Origin of the sequence: Phocaeicola sp. RTP21198st1_B8_RTP21198_201120 (genome assembly GCF_040929485.1) — a bacterium.
Lineage (GTDB): Bacteria > Bacteroidota > Bacteroidia > Bacteroidales > Bacteroidaceae > Phocaeicola > Phocaeicola dorei.
Genome location: NZ_JBCOCI010000066.1, coordinates 4,031 through 27,914 on the forward strand (window position 1 = coordinate 4,031; position 23,884 = coordinate 27,914).

A 23,884-nucleotide genomic window follows, 5' to 3' on the forward strand; every position below is an offset into this window, starting at 1 on the left:
ATTGAGGGGAGCGATGTGCTGGTGGTTACTAATAAAGAAAAAGAGTTTGCAGATATTTTGCAAAACTATCCGGGTAAAATCATCATTGATCTGGTACGGGCTTGGAAAGACGTGGATTATGCCGGTGTTTATGAAGGATTGTCCTGGGGAAATATTAATGCGAATACCGCAGCGCAGTATCAGAAAATAGAGAAAGACATCAAAGGAACGGAATTTTAACAACTCATGGAACAGAGGAAAGTACTGATTATAGTGGAGAATCTACCTGTACCGTTTGACACACGGGTATGGCAAGAAGCTACCACATTAGTGGAGAATGGATACGGTGTGAGTGTCATTTGCCCTAAAGGCAAAGGTTATGACAAGGATTATGAATATCTGCAAGGCGTGCATATCTATCGCCATCAATTACCACGGGAAGGAAATGGCGCATGGGGATATGCCCGTGAGTATTATTGTGCCTTGCGCGATGAATATCACCTGGCCAAGAAAATATTTAAGGAACGGGGCTTCCATGTGATTCACGGATGCAATCCGCCAGATGATATTTATTTGGTGGCCAAGCCTTTTAAAAAGCATGGAGTGGATTATGTTTTTGACCATCATGATATTTGTCCGGAGTTGTATGAGGCTAAGTTTGGTAAGAAAAGCGGCCTGCTTTATAAGAGCCAGTTGTGGTTGGAACGTAATACCTATAAACACTGTACTTTTGCTTTTGTCACCAATGAGAGTTATAAGAAGATAGCCATAGAACGTGGAGGGATGAAAGCGGAAGACGTATATGTTTTACGCAGTGGTCCCAAACTGGAACGTTTGAAGATAACTCCGGTAAAACCGGAAATCAAGCGTGGCCGCAAATATATGGTAGGCTATTTGGGAGTTATCGGTCAGCAGGAAGGAATTGAATATTTACTGAAAGCGGCTTCCCATATAAAGAATGAGTGGGGGCGTGATGATGTATTTTGGGGCATTGTGGGCGGCGGTCCGCATCTGGAGCAGTTGAAACAGCTTTGTCATGATATGGGTTTGGATGATATTGTAGAATTTACAGGCCGAGTGAGTGATGAAAAGCTGCTTGATTATCTGAATACGGCAGATGTTTGTGTCAATTCGGATGAATACAATGAAATGAACGATAAGAGCACCATGAATAAGATCTTGGAATATATGGCACTCGGAAAGCCCATTGTCCAATTCGATCTTACCGAAGGACGTCACTCCGCCCAGGCGGCTTCACTTTATGCGGAACCTAACAATGCGGCAGATATGGCAAAGAAGATTATAGAGTTACTGGAAGACCCCGACAAACGTAAACGGATGTCTGAGTATGGTCGTAGCCGCATAATCAATGAACTGAGTTGGGAACATACTTCAAAAGCCCTGCTTGAAGGGTATGATAGATATTTCAAGAAAAGAGGTTTATAGGAACTGCCTCAATTATAGTCTTCATGAAAAAAATCTCCTGGTATTATAATCGTCTGCGGGCAATGAATGCCAAAGAAATACTTTGGCGGTTGGAACAAAAGAAAAGCCAGCATCGGGAAAAGGTACGTTTCGCCAATAGCGATATGGATATAACTTCAAGCCTGTTCTATGAAGAAATATCGCATCTGTCATTTGACGCCGGTCGTCTGGGACTGAATTTTAAAAACAAGAAGTTCGGTGTACGGACGGATATTCACCTGTTGGGGGGATATGATTATGGAATTTATAAACAGGACTGGCATGCCGGATTCCAGACAGGCAATAAATGGTCAAGGAAATTCAGTTATAGTTTGCCATATAAACAATGTGATCATATCGGGGACGCGCGTACTAATTGGGAGTTGAACCGTCATTTTCAGTTTGCTTTACTGGCAAAGAATTTTTATGCTACAAGCGATTTGAAGTATTATAGGGAATTGCAAGCTCTTTTTGACAGTTGGAGAAGGGAGAACCCTTTTTTAAAAGGTATATCCTGGACCAGTGTGATGGAAGTGGCCATACGGGCGATAAACTGGATGTACACGCTTGCTTTTCTTTCCCAAAGTAAGAATGTGGATAAGGACTTTAAAATCAGACTTTCCGTTGGAATCCGTAATATGATAGGCTATGTTTCACAACATTACTCCCGTTTTTCATCGGCCAACAACCATTTGTTGGTGGAAGCGACAGCTATCGGGCTTGCAGGACTGGCTTTCCATTGTGAGAAATGGAAAACATTGGGAATTTCCATCCTTACGGAAGAATTATTGAAACAGAATTACACGGATGGAGTGAACAAAGAGTTATCATTGCATTACCAGATGTTCGGTATGGAAGCTTATGCGCTGATGATACACTCCATGCAGACCTGTAATTGCAATGTACCGGAAATTTGGCTTCAGATGCTTGAGAAAATGACAGAATATGTAGGATGTTCATCATGGAGAGGGAATGTTGCAATGGAATTTGGTGATGATGATGAAGGCAAAATTCTGGATTTGCAGGGAGGAGAAATCAATCATCTGCAATATATAATGCAATTATGTTCTTTGGTATTGAAAACTCCTTATCAATATATTTTCCAACATCCGGTTAATGAAACGGTCTGCTGGCTGTTTACCGATGAAGAGATAGGTGACATGAGGAGAATGGAACCTTTGCCGATATCAGATGCTTGTTGTTTTAAAGAAGGTGGAAATACATTCCTTCGTGACGGACAGGATCGTGTATTAATCGGTATTGATCATGCTGCTTTGGGTTTTGGAAGTATAGCGGCCCATGGACATGCGGATGCCTTAAGTTTTCAGATGATGATGGATGGAAAGATGTTGTTTGCTGATCCCGGGACGTATATTTATCATTGTGATTTACCTTTCCGGAATTTATTTCGCAAAACGGAGATGCATAATACATTATGTATAGATGGCAGAAACCAGAGTGAGATGCTGGGTGCTTTCCTTTGGGGAAGAAAGGCAAAGTGTACATTGGAAAACTATTCTGTTGATAATAATATTGTAAGACTTGAAGCGTTCCATGATGGATATGCACCTGTCCGGCATCAGCGTGTGTTTGAATGGGAACATTCCAATTTAAAATTGCGGATAAAGGATGGGATAACTAAAGCGGTACCTTGGTGTGCTACTTTGCTGTTGGGACCAGACTGTGAGGCATATATAGATAGGAATACGATACAAATACGTATGGGAGAAAACAGTTGTTGTGTAAATATAAACACACCGATCGGCTTAGTCGGGATAGAAGATGTCTGGCTTTCGCCTTGTTATGGAAAAAAGATGAAAACAAAAGCTATCAAAATAAGGGGGAATTCAAAGACGTTAGAAGTGGAACTGCATTTATTCCTGAAGGATTTGTAATGATGTTTATTCTTGAATTTGAAAATGTGGTAGTTACAATGAAAAGTTGTAATAGTACTAAGAAAAGACGATGGAAATGTAATGCACTCCTGATTCTATTTCTATTGTGCGGATGTTTACATATACATGCACAGGCTTTAAGGGGAACCACAGGATTATTGCATGCACCGACAGCTGATATGGAGAAGGATAAAACATTCAAATTTGGTGGTAATGTACTTGATATAACTCCACTTCGGTATGAGGATTTTGATGTGAGATATACATTTAATTATTATCTGAATATCACAATCTTCCCATGGCTGGAGGTGGGATATACCTGTACATTGAATTATGCCAATGAAGGGTCTACTTATTTCCCGGAAAAAGTTTGGGGGAAATATTCAAATCAAGACCGTTCCTTTTATGGGCGGTTACGGGTATGGAAAGAAGGGTGGTGGAAAGGCTGGACACCGCAGATCGTTGTAGGGTTGGATGATCCAGGAACACATGAAGCATCGGGAGGGGGAGGGATAGCCTCACGGAATGAATCAGGCGGTAATGCTTTTTTTATGCGTTATTATATAGCGATGACAAAGCATATTGATTTTGCAGGTATTGGAAATTTGGGGACTCATGTATCTTATGTTATTGACCGGCCGGCTAATTATCCTCAGGCAAAGGGTATAGCCATAGGTGCAAATTTTAAGATACATACATTAGGAGAATCTTGGGGAAACAAATTGTTGAACGGTTTCAATCTGATGGCCGAATATGACGCCCGCACAGTGAATATCGGGGCACATTACCAGCTTTGGAAAGACCACATCAACCTGATTGCCGAATTGAACAATGGGAAATACTTCTCCGGAGGCATTTATTTCAAGATTCATCTGAAATGATAAAAAAGAGGCTCCTATTAGAAATTTCCGGTTAGATTTTGTTCCTTTGTAGTACAATCAAAAAAACGATGAATCATGGAACAGCAGCAGTTGAAGAGATGCCCGATAGGGGTACAGACTTTTGAGAAAGTCATAGAGGGGAACTACCTTTATATAGATAAGACGGAATACATTTACCGTATGGCACACGGTGCTTCCAATTATTATTTCCTGAGCCGTCCCCGCCGGTTCGGTAAGTCGTTGCTGGTTTCCACGCTGCATAGTTATTTTGCCGGGAAGAAGGAACTCTTCAAAGGGTTTGCCATCGAAAAGCTGGAAACCGAATGGACGGAATATCCGGTGCTGCACTTTGACATGAGTCTGGCCAAGTATGTGGACAAGGAAACATTGGAAAGCATGCTGGATGTGCAGCTCTTTGAACATGAGAAATATACGGAAAGCCGGAAAGGGCGGTTACTCTTAATGACAGGATGAAGACACTCATCATGCGTGCCTGCGAACAGACCGGCCGCCAGGTGGTAGTCCTCATCGACGAGTATGATGCGCCCTTGCTGGATGTGATGCACGAGGAGGAGAATCTCCCCGTACTTCGTAATGTGATACGTAATTTTTACAGTCCGCTGAAGGCATGCGACCCTTATCTGCGCTTTGTGTTCCTGACCGGCATCACCAAGTTTTCCCAGCTCAGCATCTTCAGCGAGTTGAACAATATCTCGAATGTCAGTATGGACGAGCCTTACGCTGCCGTTTGCGGCATTACGGAGGAGGAGATGCTGGAACGGATGTTAGGACACATTGAATGTCTGGCAGGTGCGCTGGAGATGACGTGTGAGGAAACCAGACTGAAATTGAAAGAGAAATATGACGGTTATCATTTCACTTGGCCTTCGCCTGATATTTATAATCCGTTCAGCCTGCTGAATGCCTTGGAAAGAAAGAAGATAGACAACTATTGGTTTGGCAGTGGTACGCCCACTTATCTGGTAGAGATGCTGCGTAAGTTCCACGTCCTTCCCTCCGAGGTGGGGCACAGCATGCAAGCCATGGCTTCTGATTTTGATGCGCCTACGGAGAAAATGGAGAGCATCGTGCCTCTGCTCTATCAGAGCGGATACCTCACTATAAAGGGATATGATAAAGAATTTGGAATGTACCGTTTAGGTTTTCCGAACCGGGAAGTGGAAGAGGGGTTTGTACGTTTCCTGCTCCCTTTTTACGCGAACGTAAATAAGGTGGAATCTCCCTTTGAGATTCAGAAGTTTGTCCGTGAGGTGCGTTCCGGTGATTATGACTCCTTCTTCCGCCGTCTGCAAAGTTTCTTTGCGGATACTACCTACGAAGTGATCCGCGAACAAGAACTACATTACGAGAATGTGCTTTTCATCGTATTCAAGCTTGTCGGCTTCTATACCCAAGTGGAATATCATACGAGCAAAGGACGCATTGACCTTGTCCTGCAGACTCACAAGTTTATTTATGTGATGGAATTCAAGCTGGACGGCACGGCCGAGGAGGCTTTGCAACAGATTAATGACAAGCATTACGCGCTTCCTTTTGCTTCGGACAGACGGAAGCTCTTTAAAATAGGGGTGAACTTCAGTGCTGAAACCCGCAATATCGAAAAGTGGATAGTAGAAGAATGAAAATATAGAAAGAAAATAGAGTCCGAAGAAAAGAGGTGCACACTGCTGCAATATCCGGTGAAACTTGGTACAAGATCCGCGGAATCTTGTACCAAAGTTTTTGTAATCTTGTGACGGGTGGCGGCTAGTTCCTTTGGACATTGCAAAGATAACTTCACGTCCGTGCGGCGTGATCTCTTCTGACCCCTTGGCGGATTGCAGGGAGTTTACGGGGACACGGGGACAGTGGGGACACCCCCTTTTTTCCTCACACACGTATGCGTGTACCTATAAAGGGAGGATAAGTTGGGTGATATATTCCCTTGCCGTCCACACTTACCGGTACCTCTTATTTGGTGAAACGTTTGCCCAAAGGAGGACGGTGCTTTCGGTTATCCTCCCTGTCGTGCGTTTTTTTCAGAAGTTCCGGCCGGACATAATCCTGTGGGAAGGCAGGGGGAAAGATGATTTTCCCACCTAATTATATCGCGCGTGCGTGTGTGAGAAATTTGGAGTCTGTCCCTGCTGTCCCCACTGTCCCTGCTTGGGAGAGCCGGTGTGAACTGCCATCTTTAAATTCTCAATTTTTAATCTTCCTCCGTATCAACGTTTCCTCGTCCTACGAGAGGAAACAAGCTCGTACCGGCTCCTTGCCGGAACGTTCCACGCCTTTGCCGGGATGATTTTTCTTATTATCCGCACTGTTGCTGTGGGAATCATAGACCGTTTGTACGTAGTTCATCGCCCCATGGGGGTTTTATTGCCGGTGGTGGCCGGTATCCGCTTATGTATTACCCAAACGACACTCTTCGTGATTACCAGCAGGAGATGAAGCTCCGCCTCTTTGAGGAGTGGGAGTTTCATCGGAATGTGATGGTGCAGATGCCCACCGGTACGGGAAAGACGCATCTGCTGGCCGCCATAGTGAGGGAATTCCTGCGTGGTTCCGGCAGCCGGGTATGGATTGTGGCGCACCGCCGGGAGCTGGTGGATCAGATAGAGGAAACCGTGTCCCGGCACGGGATGAGCAAAGAGGACGGAAGGGTGAGGGTGATGTCCATCCAGTGGTTGTCACGAAACCGGAAGGATATGTACGAAGAACCGGACTTGATCGTTATCGACGAGGCGCATCACGCCCTGGCGGAAACCTACCGGATACTTTGGGAGAACTATCCGGAGGCAAGGAAACTGGGCATGACTGCCACTCCCTGCCGGCTGAACGGCAAGGGATTCATGGACTTGTTCGACAGCCTGATCACCTCGTGGACTGTCGCGGAATTCATCGGACAAGGGTGGTTGTCATCCTTTGACTATGTGTCCATCCGTGCGAACAGCAGGGAACAGCGGTTGATAGACTCGCTGAAGAAACGGGGTGCGGACGGGGACTACCAGGTAAAGGAGATGAACGAGGTACTGAACCGGGAGACAAGTATCGGCCGGCTGTATGAGAGCGTGGAACGATATGCCCACGGAAAGAAAGGAATCGTATATGCTGTCAGCATCGCCCATGCCCGCCGGATAGCGGCTTGTTATAGCGCACACGGGCTGGAGTCTGTTGCTATCGACAGCAGGACTCCGGCTTCGGAACGCAAGGAACTGGTGGATGATTTCAGACGGGGAAAGGTTAAAGTGCTGGTTAATGTGGATATCTTCTCCGAAGGCTTCGACTGTCCCGATGTGGAGTTCGTGCAGCTGGCACGTCCCACGCTTTCCCTGGCGAAATACCTGCAACAGGTAGGACGTGGGTTGAGGAGATCGGCAAACAAGGAGTCCTGTATGCTGATAGACAATGTGGGTCTGTACCGCATCTTCGGTCTGCCTACCCGGAACCATGACTGGGCGGCGATGTTCGAGGGACGGATGATTGGCAACGCGCTGTCCCGGGCACGGACGGAAGGCGGATTGTACCTGCCTGCTTTGTCATTGACGGACAGTGGCGGGCAGGAGGAGGAGGTATGGGAGATTGTTATGACTCACGACCGGTTGCTGGAAGCCATCCGGAATCGGGAGGAAGCAGAAGAGGGAAAGGAATCACAAGCCGCCTTGAAATCTTATCCCGACCGGCGGAGTAGCCTGTGGGGGCTGAAGCGTGGAAACAAGATAACAGTGTCTCCCCGTTATCTGCAAGTCTTTGACATTCAGGGAAACCGTGTGGCAGTCCGTTTGAAAGATGGACAGGCAGGAGTGGTGAGTGCCTCCGGGGAGCCGGAAGTGATACTCGGGTATTGTCGGAGATTGAAGTTCCTGAAAGAGGAACTGCTGGCTGTTACGGATAATGCCGGCACGATTTCCTACATGGACATGAAAACAGGCCGCACTTACTGGGAGAAGCCGGTGGTGTTTTCCTACGGCGGTGTGAAATTGCTGAGGGTAGGGGAGACTTTCCATAGCCGTACAAAAAAAGCATACGCCTCCATGAACGGATTGCATAAAGACAGCATCTGCTTTTATGAATATTACTTGAAGATACCGGATTATCGCGTACCGAAGTCCTGCAAGCTGGTGGATTCCGTATGGTCCACGGTGTTTGATGTGTTCGCCTGCTTGTTGGCAGGGGATGACGAGGAAGTTTATTGGTGCTGCGGCCGTCTGGCCGACCGGAGCATCGTGGTGATGGACGGGGCTGGAAGGTATTACCATGTGGAAAAAGGAAAGAGGAAGCGGTACATTGCCACTAACCTTCCCAGACCCGGTGAGCAGGACTTCGACACGGCTGTAAAGAAGCTGAAAGAGGAAGCCGGACAGCGGGCGGAGGAAACGGACCGGCAGAAGAGAAGGAACGAGGAAGCGAAAAGGCGGAAGAGGCTGGAGGAGATAAGAGATGCCCTTCCGTACCGTATGGGCATGAAATGGGGCTTGAAACTGGGGGAACGTATCATCGTTCCTCCCAAATACAGAAAGATTCTTCCTCCTGTGGGCGTTTATTGTGCTTTTGAAGAGAGCGCCTGCCGGTGGGGGGTGATGGCACTGGACGGGAAAGTGATGGTGGAAGCCTGCTACCAGAAGGTAGATATAGAAAACAATGGCACGGTACACCTGACCATCATTCCCGGCAAAGTGAAAACCGTCAAACTGTAAGTGTTTCCGGAATGAAACACAAATGACGAGAATGACATAAATTAAAAATCAAGATAAATTTATGCCATTCCCGTCATTTGTGTTCTAAAAAAAAAGTGAGTATCTGCCTGAGTTTGCACATACATTCAGAAAGGTTTCTATTATTACAGAATTTTTTCCATAATAAGCGCCAATTCTTTCTTTTTTCACATTTTTTTTCTCTACTTTTGCGCTCAAATTTAAAAACCATTTTTTATAACCCAATATGGCAAATGTGATTAAATTACACAAAGGCTTGAACATCAACCTGAAAGGAAAACCCGTTCAGGAGTTCTTTGACGTGAAGCAGCCGGACATCTATGCGATAGTGCCCGATGATTTTCATGGCGTGACTCCGAAAGTCGTGGTCAAGGAACAGGAATATGTGATGGCCGGGGGAACATTGTTTGTTGACAAGAACCACCCCGAAGTGAAGTTCGTATCTCCGGTAAGCGGTGTCGTTACCAGCGTGGAGAGAGGCGAGCGTCGTAAAGTCTTAAGCATCTCCATTGCAGCAGCAAAGGAGCAGGACTATGAAGAGTTTGGAAAGAAAGATGTTTCAACTCTGACAGGAGAACAGGTAAAAGCTGCTCTGCTGGAAGCCGGACTCTTTTCATTCATCATTCAGCGCCCATACATCGTGGTGGCTGATCCGAATGCCCAACCAAAAGGCATCTTCGTTTCTGCATTTGACACTAACCCATTGGCTGCTGATTTCGAATTTGTTCTGAAAGGCCAGGAAAAAGATTTCCAGACAGGTCTGGACGCACTGGCAAAGATGGCAAAGACGTATCTGAATATCAGCGTAGAGCAGAAGAGTCCTGCACTGACCAACGCCAAAAATGTAACTGTAACTGCCTTCGACGGTCCTAACCCCGCCGGAAACGTAGGCGTTCAGATTAACCACATCAGTCCTATTAACAAAGGCGAAACTGTTTGGACGCTCCGTGCGGAAGAAGTGATCTTCATCGGACGCCTGTTCAATACGGGTCGCGTAGACCTTACCCGTACTATCGCCCTGACCGGTTCGGAAGTAAAGAAACCGGCTTATTGCAAGCTGAAAGTAGGAGCCCTGCTGACAGATCTTTTTGCAGGACGTGTGAACGGAGGTAAAAACTTACGCTACATTAACGGTAACGTGCTGACCGGAACTTTGGTGAAACCTAACGGATTCCTGGGCGCACACGCTACAAGCCTCACTGTGATTCCCGAAGGAGATGACCAGCACGAATTCCTAGGCTTTATCATGCCGCGTACCGATCAGTACAGTGCCAACCGCAGTTATTTCAGTTGGTTGTGCGGTAACAAGGAATATACACTGGATGCCCGTATCAAAGGTGGCGAACGCCACATGATCATGTCCGGTGAATATGACAAGGTATTCCCGATGAGCATTTTCCCCGAATATTTAATTAAAGCTATCATTGCCGGCGATATTGACCGCATGGAAGCACTTGGTATTTACGAAGTGGCTCCCGAAGACTTCGCTGTATGCGAATTTGTTGACTCTTCCAAATTGGAATTGCAACGCATCGTACGTCAAGGTCTGGACATGCTTCGCAAGGAAATGTGCTAAATAATTAAAAACTAAGAATTAAAAGTTAATGAAAGCGTTAAGAAATTATCTCGACAAGATAAAGCCAAACTTTGAAGAGGGCGGCAAACTCCACGCGTTTCGTTCGGTGTTCGACGGTTTCGAAACATTCTTGTTCGTACCCAACAGCACTTCGAAAACAGGAGTTCACATTCATGATGCGATTGACAGCAAGCGTATCATGTCAATGGTGGTTATTGCGTTGATACCGGCCCTGTTGTTCGGTATGTACAACGTAGGTTACCAGCACTTTCTGGCAGTAGGCCAGGAGGCAGGTTTCTTTGAAAAGTTTATTTATGGTTTCCTGGCAGTTCTGCCTAAGATTATTGTATCATACGTAGTAGGTCTGGGAATCGAATTTGTGGTGGCACAATGGAAGAATGAAGAAATTCAAGAAGGCTTCCTGGTATCCGGTCTGTTGATCCCGATGATCGTTCCTGTGGAATGTCCGTTGTGGATTCTGGCTGTTGCTACTGCGTTCTCCGTTATCTTCGCTAAGGAAGTATTCGGTGGTACAGGTATGAATATCTTCAACCCTGCTTTGATTACCCGTGCTTTCTTGTTCTTCGCCTATCCTACCAAGATGTCCGGTGATGCCGTTTGGGTAAGCACTGACAGCATTTTCGGCATTGGCGGCGGACAGGTAGTGGACGGTTTTACCGGTGCTACGATGTTGGGACAGGCTGCTACAGCCGCTCCGGGTGCAAGCGAACTGATTAATGTGAACGGTACTCCCGCTACCATGTGGGATATGGTTGTAGGTTTGATTCCGGGTTCTATCGGTGAAACCAGCGTTATCGCTATCGCACTGGGCGCTATCATCCTGCTGTGGACAGGTGTGGCAAGTTGGAAGACGATGTTCTCAGTCTTTGCCGGTGGTATCGTGATGGGATTGATCTTCAATGTGTTCGGTTCTACAGATAACATGATGGCTCAGTTGCCTTGGTACGAACACATCGTATTGGGCGGTTTCTGCTTCGGTGCTGTGTTCATGGCTACCGACCCTGTAACTTCCGCACGTACGGAAAAAGGTAAGTTCATCTACGGTTTCCTGATCGGTGTGATGGCCATTGTAATCCGTGTGTTGAATCCGGGTTATCCTGAAGGTATGATGCTTGCCATCCTGCTGATGAACATCTTCGCTCCGCTGATTGACTACTGTATCGTACAGAAGAACATCACAGCCCGCGAAAACAGATTAAAATCAACTAACAACTAAAATATCGGACATTATGAATACCAATAGTAATAGTTATACTATCATCTATGCTTCGATAATGGTTGTTGTCGTAGCATTCCTGCTGGCATTCGTTTCTTCTTCTTTGAAAGAAACACAGTATAAGAACGTGGAAATGGACACCAAGAAACAAATTCTGGCTGCTCTGAACGTTTATGATGTAAAGGATGTCGATGCAGAATTTACAAAATATGAGATTAAGGACATGCTGGTTCAGCCGGACGGAACATTGGCTCCTAACGACGGAGCGTTCCAGACTTCTTATAAGGGTGAAATAGCAAACAACCGTCTGCACGTTTTCGAATGTAATGTAGATGGTCAGACCAAATACATCCTTCCTGTTTACGGTGCCGGACTTTGGGGTCCTGTATGGGGATACATTGCATTAGACCAAGATAAAGACACCGTATATGGCGTTTATTTCTCACACGCCGGTGAGACTCCGGGTCTGGGTGCGGAAATCACGACAGTTAAGTTTCAAGACCAATTCCTTGGCAAACATGTGTTGGAAAACGGTATTGTAGCTTTAGGCGTTGAGAAACATGGCAAGGTGGCAAAACCTGACTATCAGGTAGACGGTATCTCAGGAGGTACTATCACTTCTAAGGGTGTAGATGCGATGATTAAGGATTGCCTGAGCATGTACAATTCATTTTTAACTAATAAATAAGAGGAGGGTAAATAGAATATGAGCGCATTATTTTCTAAAAAGAATAGAGAAGTTCTTTTAACCCCGCTGGGTTTGAATAACCCTGTCACCGTACAGGTGCTCGGTATCTGTTCTGCACTGGCTGTAACGGCTCAGTTGGAACCGGCTATCGTAATGGGGCTTTCTGTAACCATTATTACAGCCTTCTCAAACTTCGTTATCTCCTTGTTGCGTAACACCATTCCCAACCGTATCCGTATCATCGTTCAGTTGGTGGTTGTTGCTGCATTGGTGACTATCGTTAGTGAAATTTTGAAAGCATTCGCATACGATGTAAGCGTACAGCTTTCTGTATATGTAGGTTTGATTATTACAAACTGTATCCTGATGGGACGTCTGGAAGCGTTTGCTATGATGAACGGTCCTTGGGAATCATTCCTGGATGGTATCGGTAACGGATTGGGTTATGCCAAAATCCTGATTATCGTGGCATTCTTCCGTGAACTGCTGGGTGCAGGTACACTGTTCGGCTTCCAAGTTATCCCGCAGGCTGTTTATGACTTGGGCTACTTGAACAACGGCTTGATGTTGATGCCTCCTATGGCGTTGATTATCTGCGCTTGTATCATCTGGTACCAACGTGCAAAACACAAAGAATTGCAGGAAAGTAATAATTAATCCCCGCTATAAAACGAAAAGAATATGGAATATTTAAGTTTGTTTGTAAAGTCCATCTTTGTGGACAATATGATTTTCGCATACTTCCTGGGGATGTGTTCTTACCTGGCAGTATCGAAGAACGTAAAGACAGCCGTAGGTCTGGGTGCAGCCGTTACTTTCGTGTTGATTGTAACTTTGCCGGTGAACTATATGCTGGAAAATTACGTACTGGCACCTAATGCGCTGGTAGAAGGAGTAGACCTCAGTTTCTTGAGCTTTATCCTGTTTATTGCCGTTATCGCCGGTATCGTTCAGTTGGTGGAAATGGCGGTTGAACGTTTCAGCCCGTCACTCTATGCTTCATTGGGTATCTTCCTTCCGCTGATTGCTGTAAACTGTGCTATCATGGGTGCTTCACTGTTTATGCAGCAACGTCATTTCATCAACATTGGCGAGGCAACAACTTACGCTTTGGGCTCAGGTATCGGTTGGGCACTGGCTATTATCGGTCTGGCTGCTATCCGTGAAAAAATGGCTTACTCTGATGTTCCCGCTCCTTTGAAAGGTCTGGGTATCACTTTCATCACTGTAGGTTTGATGGCAATGGCATTTATGTGTTTCTCTGGTTTGAAAATCTAAAAGGAAAGGAATAAGACAATGGATATGAATTTAATATTAGCTAGTATTGGAGTATTCCTTGGAATTATCCTTCTGCTCGTTGTTATTTTGCTGGTAGCTAAGCAGTATCTTACTCCGAGCGGCAAAGTAAAGATAACTATCAATGGAGAGAAAGAACTGGAAGTAGAACAAGGTTCAACTTTGCTGAACACCCTGTCTGTTAATGGTATATACCTGTCATCGGCTTGTGGTGGTAAAGGTTCTTGCGGTCAATGTAAATGCCAGGTTGTAGAAGGCGGTGGTGAGATTCTTCCTTCTGAAAAAGGACATTTCAGCCGTAAACAACAACAGGATCATTGGCGTCTGGGTTGCCAGGTGAAAGTAAAAGGAGACCTGGGCATCAAGATTGATGAATCTGTAATGGGTGTTAAGGAATGGGAATGCGAAGTAATCAGCAACAAGAACGTTGCCACTTTCATCAAAGAGTTTATTGTGGCTTTGCCGAAAGGTGAACACATGGACTTTGTTCCGGGTTCATACGCCCAGATTAAGATTCCTAAATTTGAAATGGACTACAACAAGGATATTGACAAAGACCTTATCGGTCCGGAGTATCTGCCCGCATGGGAAAAATTCGGCCTGTTCGGCTTGAAATGCAAGAATACGGAAGAAACAATCCGTGCTTACTCTATGGCCAACTATCCTGCCGAGGGCGACCGTATCATGCTGACAGTACGTATCGCTACTCCTCCGTTCAAACCGAAAGATCAGGGTCCCGGCTTTATGGATGTGAATCCGGGTATCGCTTCATCTTACATTTTCACGCTGAAACCGGGTGACAAGGTAACGATGAGTGGTCCTTACGGAGACTTCCACCCGATCTTCGATTCTAAGAAGGAAATGATTTGGGTAGGTGGTGGTGCCGGTATGGCTCCATTGCGTGCGCAGATTATGCACATGACCAAGACACTGCACACTACCGACCGTGAACTTCACTATTTCTATGGTGCGCGTGCATTGAATGAAGTATTCTATCTGCAAGATTTCCAGCAATTGGAAAAAGACTTCCCGAACTTCCACTTCCATCTGGCTTTGGACCGTCCGGATCCCGCAGCCGATGCAGCAGGCGTGAAGTATACCGCAGGTTTCGTTCACAATGTGATGTATGAAACTTATCTGAAGGATCACGAAGCTCCCGAAGATATTGAATACTACATGTGTGGTCCCGGTCCGATGTCTAATGCAGTCGTTAAGATGCTGGATAGTCTGGGTGTTGAACCTTCTTCTATCATGTACGATAACTTCGGAGGATAATATCAGGATCTCCTTTTATTAATAATGAAAATAAGCCCGGTAAAAGTGAACTTTTATCGGGCTTTTTCTTTACTTTTGTATAAAACGAAAATAAATATGATAGAGAACATACTAGCCAATTTGAAAATTGAGCGACTGAACCCGATGCAAGAGGCATCCATTGATGCTTGGAAAAAGGGAAAAGACTTAATATTATTGTCTCCTACGGGATCCGGCAAGACGTTAGCTTATCTGTTGCCTTTGGTGCAGAGTTTGAAGCCTGGTATAACAGGCGTACAGGCTATAGTGCTGGTTCCTTCCCGGGAGCTGGCTTTACAAATAGATCAGGTATTCAAATCCATGAATACGCCATTCAAGGCTGTGAGTTGCTATGGCGGACGACCTGCCATGGAAGAGCACCGTACCATCAAAGGGGTGCAGCCATCAGTTATCATCGGTACACCGGGCCGTATGAATGACCATCTTTCCAAACAGAATTTTGATGCAGACACGGTTTCCATTTTGATAATAGATGAATTTGATAAATGTCTGGAATTCGGTTTTCAGGAAGAGATGGCGACTGTCATAGGACAGTTACCCGGTCTGCAACGCCGTTTTCTGTTGTCGGCCACCGATGCGGAAGAGATTCCGCAGTTTACGGGGCTGAACAAGACCATTAAATTGAATTTTTTAAATCCGGAAGAGCAGCTTACCCAGCGACTGCATTTATATAAGGTACTATCTCCGGAAAAAGACAAACTTGAAACCTTATATAAACTACTTTGTACCTTGGGAAGCCAATCGACATTGGTTTTCTGTAATCACCGTGAAAGTGTGGAAAGGGTAGGAAAGTATCTTCAATCCAAGAAGTTTCAATGTGGCATTTTTCATGGCGGCATGGAACAGGATGACCGTGAACGCTCCCTATATAAATTCCGCAACGGAAGTTGCCATGTGCTTATTTCTACCGATCTGGCCGCTCGCGGACTGGATATCCCCGAAATAGAGAACGTGGTACATTATCATCTACCTGCCAATGAGGACGGTTATATCCATCGTAACGGACGTACCGCCCGTTGGGAAGCCGAAGGAAATTCATACGTTATTCTTCATGCTGAAGAAACACTGCCCGGATATATAGCCGATGAGCCGGAAGAATTCATATTGCCCCAAGTGCCTCCCAAGCCGTCCTTGCCCGAATACGTAACATTATATATAGGGAAAGGCAAAAAAGATAAAATCAATAAGATAGATATTGTGGGCTTTCTCTTTAAAAAAGGTAACTTGAATAAAGACGAAATAGGACGGATTGATGTAAAGGACCACTATTCTTTTGCAGCCGTATCTCGCAAAAAGATAAAACAAACTTTGAATTTAATACGAAACGAGAAGATAAAGGGCATAAAAACACTTATTGAAGAAGCCAAATAATGACAATTTGTCAATTCTCGAAATGAAATGATTAAAGAATAATTCAAAAAGATATTTTTTTTATGCTTTAGATCATTGTTTACTAGGGATGTAGTTACAAAATGAAAGCATAAAAATTCAGATTTAACTAATTTGAAAGAAAATTATGCGGAAATTCGTAAATTTATTAGCGATTTTTTTGGAAAACTGAAAATAATGTGTAATTTCGCCCAATGTAAGATATAAACAAATTGTATAACCAAAACAAACTTCAAATGAAAAAGCATAATTTCAATGCGGGACCATCTATCTTGCCTCGCGAGGTAATTGAGAAAACAGCACAAGCCGTTCTTGATTTTAATGGTTCTGGTCTTTCCATCATGGAAATCAGTCACCGTGCTAAAGATTTTCAGCCTGTAGTAGACGAAGCTGTTGCTTTGTTTAAGGAACTGTTGAACATCCCGGAAGGGTACTCGGTACTATTCTTGGGAGGTGGAGCCAGCTTGGAATTCTGTATGATACCTTTCAACTTCCTCGAAAAAAAAGCTGCTTACCTGAATACAGGCGTATGGGCTAAGAAAGCGATGAAAGAAGCCAAGGCTTTCGGTGAGGTAGTAGAAGTAGCATCTTCCGCTGAAGCGACCTATACCTATATTCCCAAAGATTATACGGTTCCCGCTGATGCAGATTATTTCCACGTCACAACTAATAACACAATCTATGGAACAGAACTTCATGAAGACCTGGATTCTCCGGTTCCTATGATTGCTGATATGTCATCTGATATTTTCTCTCGTCCTATTGACGTTTCTAAATATATTTGTATCTATGGCGGTGCGCAGAAGAATTTGGCTCCAGCCGGTGTTACTTTCGTTATTGTAAAGAACGATGCTGTGGGCAAGGTATCACGCTATATCCCTACTATGCTGAATTATCAGACTCACATTGACGGCGGCTCTATGTTCAACACCCCTCCTGTACTTCCTATTTATGCCGCTTTGCAGACTTTACGCTGGATAAAAGCTAACGGTGGTGTAGCAGAAATGCAGAAACGTGCTAAAGAGAAAGCAGACATGTTGTATGCTGAAATAGACCGTAACAAAATGTTCCGTGGCACAGTAACGGATAAAGCCGACCGTTCTTATATGAACATTTGCTTTGTGATGAATGACGAATACAAAGAGCTGGAAGCCGATTTCATGAAATTTGCCACAGAAAGAGGTATGGTGGGTATTAAGGGACACCGTTCTGTAGGTGGTTTCCGTGCATCTTGCTACAACGCCATGCCGAAGGAAAGCGTTCAGGCTTTGATTGACTGCATGCAGGAATTTGAGAAACTTCATTAATAATTATGTTCACCACAGATTATACGAATTACACAGATAGGAACAATAAATGGAATCTGTGATAATCCGTGCTAATCTGTGGTGAATCTTTTTAATACAATAAGACCATGAAAGTATTAGTAGCAACAGACAAGCCGTTTGCAAAAGTTGCAGTAGACGGTATCCGTAAAGAAATAGAAGCAGCAGGTTATGAACTTGTATTGCTGGAAAAATATGGTGAAAAAGCCAAATTACTGGAAGCTGTAAAGGACGTTAACGCCATCATTATCCGAAGTGATATTATTGATGCCGAAGTATTGGATGCGGCAAAAGAACTGAAAATCGTAGTACGTGCAGGAGCAGGTTATGATAACGTGGATTTGGCGGCTGCTACGGCACACAATGTATGTGTTATGAATACTCCGGGACAGAATTCCAATGCAGTAGCCGAACTGGCTTTTGGCATGATGGTGATGGCTGTCCGCAATTTCTATAACGGGACTTCGGGTACTGAACTGATGGGCAAGAAGTTAGGTATCCATGCATACGGTAATGTAGGTCGCAATGTGGCTCGTATTGCTAAAGGTTTTGGCATGGATATTTATGCTTTTGACGCTTTCTGCCCGAAAGAAGTAATTGAAAAAGATGGTGTGAAAGCTGTTTCTTCTGCTGAGGAACTGTATGCTGCTTGTAATGTAGTGTCCCTGCATATTCCTGCTACGGCTGAAACTAAAAATTCCATCAACTACGAATTGGTTAACAAGATGCCTAAAGGAGGAGTATTGGTAAATACTGCCCGTAAGGAAGTGATCAATGAAGCGGAATTAATCAAACTGATGGAAGAACGCACCGACTTAAAGTATGTTACTGATATCATGCCGGTTGCCCATGCTGAGTTCTCAGAAAAATTTGCCGGCCGCTATTTCTCTACACCGAAAAAGATGGGAGCCCAGACGGCTGAAGCAAATATCAACGCAGGTATTGCTGCCGCCAGACAAATTGTAGGCTTCCTGAAAGATGGTTGTGAAAAGTTCAGAGTAAATAAGTAATCCAATAACCGCAGGGGCGGATTGAATCCGACCGAATGCATATAGCTTATGTTTTCGGGCGAATGCAATTCGCCCCTGCAAGTAAAATCTAATACCTTTATTTTTATGGCAATAATAAAACCCTTCAAAGGCATCCGCCCTCCGAAAGAATTGGTAGAACAAGTAGCTTCACGCCCATACGACGTACTGAATTCTGAAGAAGCACGTGAGGAAGCGAAAGGTAATGAAAAGTCACTTTATCATATTATTAAACCGGAAATTGATTTCCCTGCCGGAACAGACGAACACGATCCTAAAGTATATGAGAAGGCTGCCGAAAATTTCCAGATGTTCCAGGACAAGGGCTGGTTGGTGCAAGACGGAAAAGAAAATTATTATGTATATGCACAAACCATGAATGGCAAAACCCAATATGGGTTGGTGGTAGGAGCGTATGTTCCCGATTATATGAACGGGGTCATCAAAAAACATGAACTGACCCGTCGTGATAAGGAGGAAGACCGCATGAAACATGTCCGCGTAAATAATGCCAATATAGAACCGGTATTCTTTGCTTACCCGGATAATGCGGAATTAGATGCTATCGTTAAGAAATATACTTCACAACAGCCGGAATATGATTTTATCGCTCCGGGTGACGGTTTCGGACATTCATTCTGGGTGATCGACAAAGAAGAAGATATAACAGCTATCACAAAAGCTTTCAAAGCTATGCCGGCTCTTTATATTGCCGATGGCCATCATCGCTCGGCTGCTGCCGCCTTGGTAGGTGCCGAAAAAGCGCAGCAAAATGCAAACCATCAGGGAAATGAGGAATACAATTACTTTATGGCTGTATGTTTCCCGGCCAACCAGCTGACTATTATTGATTACAATCGTGTTGTAAAAGACTTGAACGGGCTGTCTCCGGAACAATTCCTGACCGCTGTCAGCAAGAATTTTGTAGTAGAAGAGAAAGGCATTAAGGTTTATAAACCGCAGGCTCTTCACAATTTCTCTCTCTATCTGGACGGTAAATGGTACAGCTTGACAGCAAAACCGGGCACATACGATGACAATGATCCTATCGGAGTATTAGACGTGACTATTTCTTCCAACTTGATATTGGATGAAATATTGGGAATCAAGGATCTTCGTTCCGACAAACGGATTGACTTTGTAGGTGGTATCCGTGGCTTGGAGGAATTAAAGAAGCGTGTGGACAGCGGTGAAATGAAAGTGGCTTTGGCCCTTTATCCTGTTTCTATGAAACAATTAATGGATATTGCCGATACCGGTAATATTATGCCGCCCAAAACAACTTGGTTTGAACCGAAACTTCGTTCGGGATTGGTTATTCATAAACTGAGCTGATCAATATAGAACACGGACAGAAGAACAAACCTGCATTTTCCCTCTCTGTCCGTGTCCGTTCATTTCATATAATTTTTTCAGCAGCTACAGGTGATATAAATTCTTTTATATTTGTTGATTAGGTATAATCTAAATAAATAGATGTTAGATTGAAAGAATAAAGCACTTTTCCTTTGTTTATTGCTAACAAATATCTAATTTCGCGCCGATTTTAAAGCGTGTAATAAAAACGATGATTAACAACAAGACTAAAGGATTTCTCCTTGGGGCAATCGCAGCAGCCAGCTACGGCATGAACCCACTGTTCACCCTTCCTCTTTATAGTGCAGGAATGAGCGTAGACTCGGTATTGTTTTATCGCTATGCACTGGCTATAGTTGTACTAGGTATCATGATGAAGATGCAGAAACAATCTTTTGCCATTAAGAAAGCGGATGTGCTGCCACTTTGCATCATGGGGTTGCTGTTCTCATTCTCTTCCCTGTTTCTCTTTATGAGTTATAACTACATGGATGCCGGTATCGCATCCACCATATTGTTTGTCTACCCGGTACTGGTAGCTATTATTATGGCTGTAGTATTTAAGGAAAAAGTATCGCCGGTCACTATGTTTTCCATAGCGCTGGCCTTTGTGGGAATTTCCTTGCTTTGTAAAAGTCCGGGAGGACAGACACTCAGCTTGGTCGGGATTACTTTTGTCTTTTTATCATCCTTAGCTTATGCTATCTATATAGTTGGTGTAAACCGTTCTTCCCTGAAGGATATGCCTATAGCCAAGCTTACTTTCTATGTCCTGCTTTTCGGTCTGTCTGTTTATGTGGTGCGATTGAAGTTCTGTACGGGATTGCAGCTTATCCCTACACCCTTGTTATGGGTAAACGCAATTTCACTGGCTGTTTTTCCTACTGTTATTTCGTTGGTGACCATGACAAAGGCCATACACTACATTGGCTCCACACCCACTGCTATTCTAGGTGCTTTGGAGCCTGTTACAGCTTTATTCTTCGGAGTACTGATTTTTGGAGAGCAGCTGACACCGCGCATTATTCTGGGCATTTTGATGGTGATTACTGCTGTAACTCTAATTATAGGAGGAAAAACATTGCTGAAAAAAAGCAAGATTCGGTTAAGGCATACTGGCAAATAAGATCGGATTTTGTATCTTTGCCCTTGTAATTATAAATTTTCCACTATGAAAAAACAACTGATGCAATGGGCAGGAGTGGGAATGTGGATGGTATTTGGTCTGTCCGCATGTTCTCCTACAAAAACAGAAATCGGAAACCTGAATGTCATTCCGCAGCCCCAAGAAGTAAGTCAAGACATTCAAGCCCACCCTTTTGTTATTAATCCGCAAACCGGTATTGTCTATCCGGAAGGCAATGAAAAGTTGCAACGGACGGCAGAATTTTTAGCTTCCTATATTAAAGAGGCTACGGGAATTACCGTCCGGACAACAACTGAAGCCGCAAAGAAGAATTCCATAATCTTGGCGGTTGACAGTTCCATTACCAACAAAGAGGGGTATCAACTGGAGGTAACTTCTGAAAACATTCATTTGAATGGAGGAAGTGAGTCTGGGGTCTTTTATGGAATGCAAACGCTCTATAAGGCTTTGCCATTGACCAAAAACAAACAGGTATCCGCTGCCATCCCGGTGGGAACTGTTAATGACTATCCTCGTTTCGGTTATCGCGGTTTTATGGTAGACGTGGGCCGCCATTATTTCCCGGTTTCTTATCTGAAACAAATCATTGATATGCTGGCATTGCACAATATCAATTATTTTCATTGGCATCTGACTGAAGACCAAGGTTGGAGAATTGAAATCAAGAAATATCCCAAACTTACGGAAATAGGTTCGATACGTCCACGTACGTTGATTGACCGTGAAACCCAGACCTATGATGAAACTCCTCATAGCGGTTTTTATACACAGGAAGAAGCAAAAGAGATTGTCAAGTATGCCGCTGACCGTTTTATTACTGTAATTCCCGAAGTTGACCTTCCGGGACATATGATGGGAGCTTTGGTTTCCTATCCGGAATTAGGTTGTACGGGAGGTCCATACGAGATTCCTTGTAAATGGGGGGTATTCCCTGATGTGCTTTGTGGAGGAAACGACCGGGCTTTACAGTTTGCTAAAGATGTATTGAATGAAATTATGGACATCTTTCCATCTCCTTATATCCATATTGGTGGGGATGAATGTCCGAAAGTACGTTGGGAAAAATGCCCTGCATGTCAAGCTAAAATTCGGGAACTGGGTTTGAAAGATACACCAAAACACAGCAAGGAGAATCAATTACAGACCTATTTCATGTCCGAGGTAGGCAAAGTTATTAATGACAGAGGGCGTAAAATGCTGGGCTGGGATGAGATGTTGGAGGGAGGATTGGCTCCAGGTGCCACAGTGATGTCATGGACTGGTGTCAAAGGTGGTATCGAAGCCGCCCGTCTGCACCATGATGCAATTATGACTCCTATTCAGTTTCTTTATTTCAGCAATCCTACTTACAATCGGATAAAAGGGACTAAAAGCCTTGAACGTGTCTATACATTTGAACCTGTTTCTAATGAATTGGCAGAGGATGAACGAAAATATATCATCGGTACTCAAGGATGTATCTGGACAGAATGGACGCGTGACAGTTTGAAGATGGAATGGCAAATTCTTCCTCGTATGGCTGCCTTGTCCGAGATTCAATGGACGGAACCGTTACATAAAAATTTCGACAGTTTTTTGAAACGTTTACCAGCTCTGCTGGCTATTTACCGGGATAGAGGTTATGATTTTCGTCAGGATATTTATGATGTGAACATTGATATCGTTCCGGCTCCCGATGAAGGAAAAGCCAAGATTGCTTTTCAGACTTTTGATGATGCGGAAATACATTATACATTGGATGGCAGCGTTCCCGATGTGCAATCCCCATTGTATACCGACACTATACAAGTGGATAAAGATGTTATCATACAAGCCATTGCAGTTCGTCCGCAGGGTACTAGTCAGATAAGTAAGGAGGAAATACATTTTAATGCAGCCACAATGAGACCGGTTACCTTGAATACCATTCCTCATAAATCATATACTTTTAAAGGAGGAAGTACTTTGATAGACGGATTATATGGGGATATGAATTATCGCTCAGGACGTTGGATTGGTTTCTACGGGACAGATATGAATGTGACCCTTGATTTACTTGAGCCTAAGGAAGTATCTTCAGTTTTTGTAAACACAATGTTGAACACAGGCGATGCTATCTTTGGTACAACAGGTCTGAAGGTGGAAGTTTCTGAGGACGGGAAAAATTTCCGCAGGGTAGCCTCCGAAAATTTTCCCGTTGTGGAAAAAGGAACTAAAATGCAAAGCCGCAAAGACTCTGTTTCCTTTGATAAAGTAAAAGCCCGCTATATTAAAATCATAGCAGAAGTTACTCCGAAACTTCCCGCATGGCATTCCATGCCTGGCGAAAAAGCTTTTCTGTTTGTTGACGAAATAGGAGTGGAGTAAATTCGCCTTCGGAGCAATAGCTTTCTAAAGAACAAATACTAAACAAGAAACGGACATTCTGACAAAACAGATGTCCGTTTCCTTATCAATAACCCTTTCATGTATTTTCAAACTAGAAAGCTGTTCAAGAAAAAAATGGCGATAGAGATTCACTCTATCGCCATCATGTGACATGGAATGTCTAATTCCTTATGCTTTAGGAAGTGCTTCTTTTACAACCATAGTACGGTTTACATATTCTGCAC

17 protein-coding genes and 2 pseudogenes are annotated in these 23,884 nt (G+C 44.2%); 18 read left to right on the forward strand and 1 reads right to left on the reverse strand.

Translation table 11 applies throughout. From position 1 onward, the window contains the following. The 5 genes and pseudogenes from AB5935_RS18225 to AB5935_RS18245 all read left to right on the forward strand — a co-directional run. Window positions 1–219, forward strand: a pseudogene (locus tag AB5935_RS18225) (GDP-mannose dehydrogenase); the annotation flags it as partial. A gap of 6 nt (window positions 220–225) precedes the next feature. Then, window positions 226–1,425, forward strand: a complete 1,200-nt coding sequence (locus AB5935_RS18230) for a glycosyltransferase family 4 protein (RefSeq protein ID WP_038609677.1) — start codon at window positions 226–228, stop codon at window positions 1,423–1,425. 23 nt (window positions 1,426–1,448) lie between these two features. Next, window positions 1,449–3,338, forward strand: coding sequence for a heparinase II/III family protein (locus tag AB5935_RS18235; protein ID WP_234256134.1), 1,890 nt, complete (start codon window positions 1,449–1,451; stop codon window positions 3,336–3,338). Between the two features lie 38 nt (window positions 3,339–3,376). After that, on the forward strand, window positions 3,377–4,219 hold the full coding sequence (locus AB5935_RS18240) for a YjbH domain-containing protein (protein WP_050553134.1): 843 nt from the start codon (window positions 3,377–3,379) through the stop codon (window positions 4,217–4,219). A gap of 75 nt (window positions 4,220–4,294) precedes the next feature. Beyond that, a pseudogene (locus tag AB5935_RS18245) lies at window positions 4,295–5,862 on the forward strand (ATP-binding protein). A gap of 598 nt (window positions 5,863–6,460) precedes the next feature. Here AB5935_RS18245 and AB5935_RS18250 read toward each other — a convergent pair. Then, the gene (locus AB5935_RS18250) at window positions 6,461–6,583 is read right to left on the reverse strand and encodes a hypothetical protein (protein WP_007842947.1); all 123 of its coding nucleotides are present in this window, start codon (window positions 6,581–6,583) and stop codon (window positions 6,461–6,463) included. Window positions 6,584–6,627: 44 nt separating this feature from the next. Between AB5935_RS18250 and AB5935_RS18255 the strand changes: the two genes are divergently transcribed. From AB5935_RS18255 to AB5935_RS18315, 13 genes are all read left to right on the forward strand, one after another. Then, the gene (locus AB5935_RS18255; protein WP_038609683.1) at window positions 6,628–8,919 is read left to right on the forward strand and encodes a DEAD/DEAH box helicase; all 2,292 of its coding nucleotides are present in this window, start codon (window positions 6,628–6,630) and stop codon (window positions 8,917–8,919) included. 244 nt (window positions 8,920–9,163) lie between these two features. Beyond that, entirely contained in the window at window positions 9,164–10,513 is a 1,350-nt protein-coding gene (locus AB5935_RS18260) for a Na(+)-translocating NADH-quinone reductase subunit A (RefSeq protein WP_007849064.1), read from the forward strand. 28 nt (window positions 10,514–10,541) lie between these two features. Then, window positions 10,542–11,750, forward strand: coding sequence for an NADH:ubiquinone reductase (Na(+)-transporting) subunit B (locus tag AB5935_RS18265; protein WP_005843519.1), 1,209 nt, complete (start codon window positions 10,542–10,544; stop codon window positions 11,748–11,750). A gap of 13 nt (window positions 11,751–11,763) precedes the next feature. Continuing rightward, complete coding sequence (locus AB5935_RS18270) at window positions 11,764–12,438, forward strand: Na(+)-translocating NADH-quinone reductase subunit C (RefSeq protein ID WP_007835495.1); 675 nt, start codon at window positions 11,764–11,766, stop codon at window positions 12,436–12,438. 18 nt (window positions 12,439–12,456) lie between these two features. Next, window positions 12,457–13,095 carry an NADH:ubiquinone reductase (Na(+)-transporting) subunit D gene (locus AB5935_RS18275; protein WP_005843523.1) on the forward strand — a complete coding sequence of 213 codons (639 nt, stop codon included), beginning with the start codon at window positions 12,457–12,459 and terminating at the stop codon, window positions 13,093–13,095. A gap of 24 nt (window positions 13,096–13,119) precedes the next feature. Then, complete coding sequence (gene nqrE / locus AB5935_RS18280; protein ID WP_007835494.1) at window positions 13,120–13,716, forward strand: NADH:ubiquinone reductase (Na(+)-transporting) subunit E; 597 nt, start codon at window positions 13,120–13,122, stop codon at window positions 13,714–13,716. An 18-nt stretch (window positions 13,717–13,734) separates the two neighbouring features. Next, window positions 13,735–15,009 carry an NADH:ubiquinone reductase (Na(+)-transporting) subunit F gene (nqrF, locus tag AB5935_RS18285; protein WP_007835493.1) on the forward strand — a complete coding sequence of 425 codons (1,275 nt, stop codon included), beginning with the start codon at window positions 13,735–13,737 and terminating at the stop codon, window positions 15,007–15,009. A 96-nt stretch (window positions 15,010–15,105) separates the two neighbouring features. After that, a complete protein-coding gene (locus AB5935_RS18290; protein ID WP_007849069.1) occupies window positions 15,106–16,419 on the forward strand; it encodes a DEAD/DEAH box helicase in 1,314 nt (437 codons plus the stop codon). Between the two features lie 254 nt (window positions 16,420–16,673). Further along, complete coding sequence (serC, locus tag AB5935_RS18295; RefSeq protein WP_007849072.1) at window positions 16,674–17,744, forward strand: 3-phosphoserine/phosphohydroxythreonine transaminase; 1,071 nt, start codon at window positions 16,674–16,676, stop codon at window positions 17,742–17,744. Window positions 17,745–17,851: 107 nt separating this feature from the next. Continuing rightward, on the forward strand, window positions 17,852–18,772 hold the full coding sequence (locus tag AB5935_RS18300; RefSeq protein WP_007835490.1) for an NAD(P)-dependent oxidoreductase: 921 nt from the start codon (window positions 17,852–17,854) through the stop codon (window positions 18,770–18,772). A gap of 105 nt (window positions 18,773–18,877) precedes the next feature. After that, entirely contained in the window at window positions 18,878–20,125 is a 1,248-nt protein-coding gene (locus AB5935_RS18305; RefSeq protein WP_007851635.1) for a DUF1015 domain-containing protein, read from the forward strand. A 232-nt stretch (window positions 20,126–20,357) separates the two neighbouring features. Beyond that, complete coding sequence (locus AB5935_RS18310; RefSeq protein WP_007842958.1) at window positions 20,358–21,272, forward strand: DMT family transporter; 915 nt, start codon at window positions 20,358–20,360, stop codon at window positions 21,270–21,272. Between the two features lie 45 nt (window positions 21,273–21,317). Further along, window positions 21,318–23,639 carry a glycoside hydrolase family 20 protein gene (locus AB5935_RS18315; RefSeq protein WP_080597485.1) on the forward strand — a complete coding sequence of 774 codons (2,322 nt, stop codon included), beginning with the start codon at window positions 21,318–21,320 and terminating at the stop codon, window positions 23,637–23,639. The last annotated feature ends 245 nt before the right edge of the window (window positions 23,640–23,884 follow it).

Coding starts and splice junctions, on each gene's coding strand:
- AB5935_RS18230 (WP_038609677.1), top strand. CDS start 226: ATGGAACAGAGGAAAGTACTGATTATAGTGGAGAATCTACCTGTACCG.
- AB5935_RS18235 (WP_234256134.1), top strand. CDS start 1,449: ATGAAAAAAATCTCCTGGTATTATAATCGTCTGCGGGCAATGAATGCC.
- AB5935_RS18240 (WP_050553134.1), top strand. CDS start 3,377: ATGAAAAGTTGTAATAGTACTAAGAAAAGACGATGGAAATGTAATGCA.
- AB5935_RS18250 (WP_007842947.1), bottom strand. CDS start 6,583: ATGAACTACGTACAAACGGTCTATGATTCCCACAGCAACAGTGCGGAT.
- AB5935_RS18255 (WP_038609683.1), top strand. CDS start 6,628: ATGTATTACCCAAACGACACTCTTCGTGATTACCAGCAGGAGATGAAG.
- AB5935_RS18260 (WP_007849064.1), top strand. CDS start 9,164: ATGGCAAATGTGATTAAATTACACAAAGGCTTGAACATCAACCTGAAA.
- AB5935_RS18265 (WP_005843519.1), top strand. CDS start 10,542: ATGAAAGCGTTAAGAAATTATCTCGACAAGATAAAGCCAAACTTTGAA.
- AB5935_RS18270 (WP_007835495.1), top strand. CDS start 11,764: ATGAATACCAATAGTAATAGTTATACTATCATCTATGCTTCGATAATG.
- AB5935_RS18275 (WP_005843523.1), top strand. CDS start 12,457: ATGAGCGCATTATTTTCTAAAAAGAATAGAGAAGTTCTTTTAACCCCG.
- nqrE (WP_007835494.1), top strand. CDS start 13,120: ATGGAATATTTAAGTTTGTTTGTAAAGTCCATCTTTGTGGACAATATG.
- nqrF (WP_007835493.1), top strand. CDS start 13,735: ATGGATATGAATTTAATATTAGCTAGTATTGGAGTATTCCTTGGAATT.
- AB5935_RS18290 (WP_007849069.1), top strand. CDS start 15,106: ATGATAGAGAACATACTAGCCAATTTGAAAATTGAGCGACTGAACCCG.
- serC (WP_007849072.1), top strand. CDS start 16,674: ATGAAAAAGCATAATTTCAATGCGGGACCATCTATCTTGCCTCGCGAG.
- AB5935_RS18300 (WP_007835490.1), top strand. CDS start 17,852: ATGAAAGTATTAGTAGCAACAGACAAGCCGTTTGCAAAAGTTGCAGTA.
- AB5935_RS18305 (WP_007851635.1), top strand. CDS start 18,878: ATGGCAATAATAAAACCCTTCAAAGGCATCCGCCCTCCGAAAGAATTG.
- AB5935_RS18310 (WP_007842958.1), top strand. CDS start 20,358: ATGATTAACAACAAGACTAAAGGATTTCTCCTTGGGGCAATCGCAGCA.
- AB5935_RS18315 (WP_080597485.1), top strand. CDS start 21,318: ATGAAAAAACAACTGATGCAATGGGCAGGAGTGGGAATGTGGATGGTA.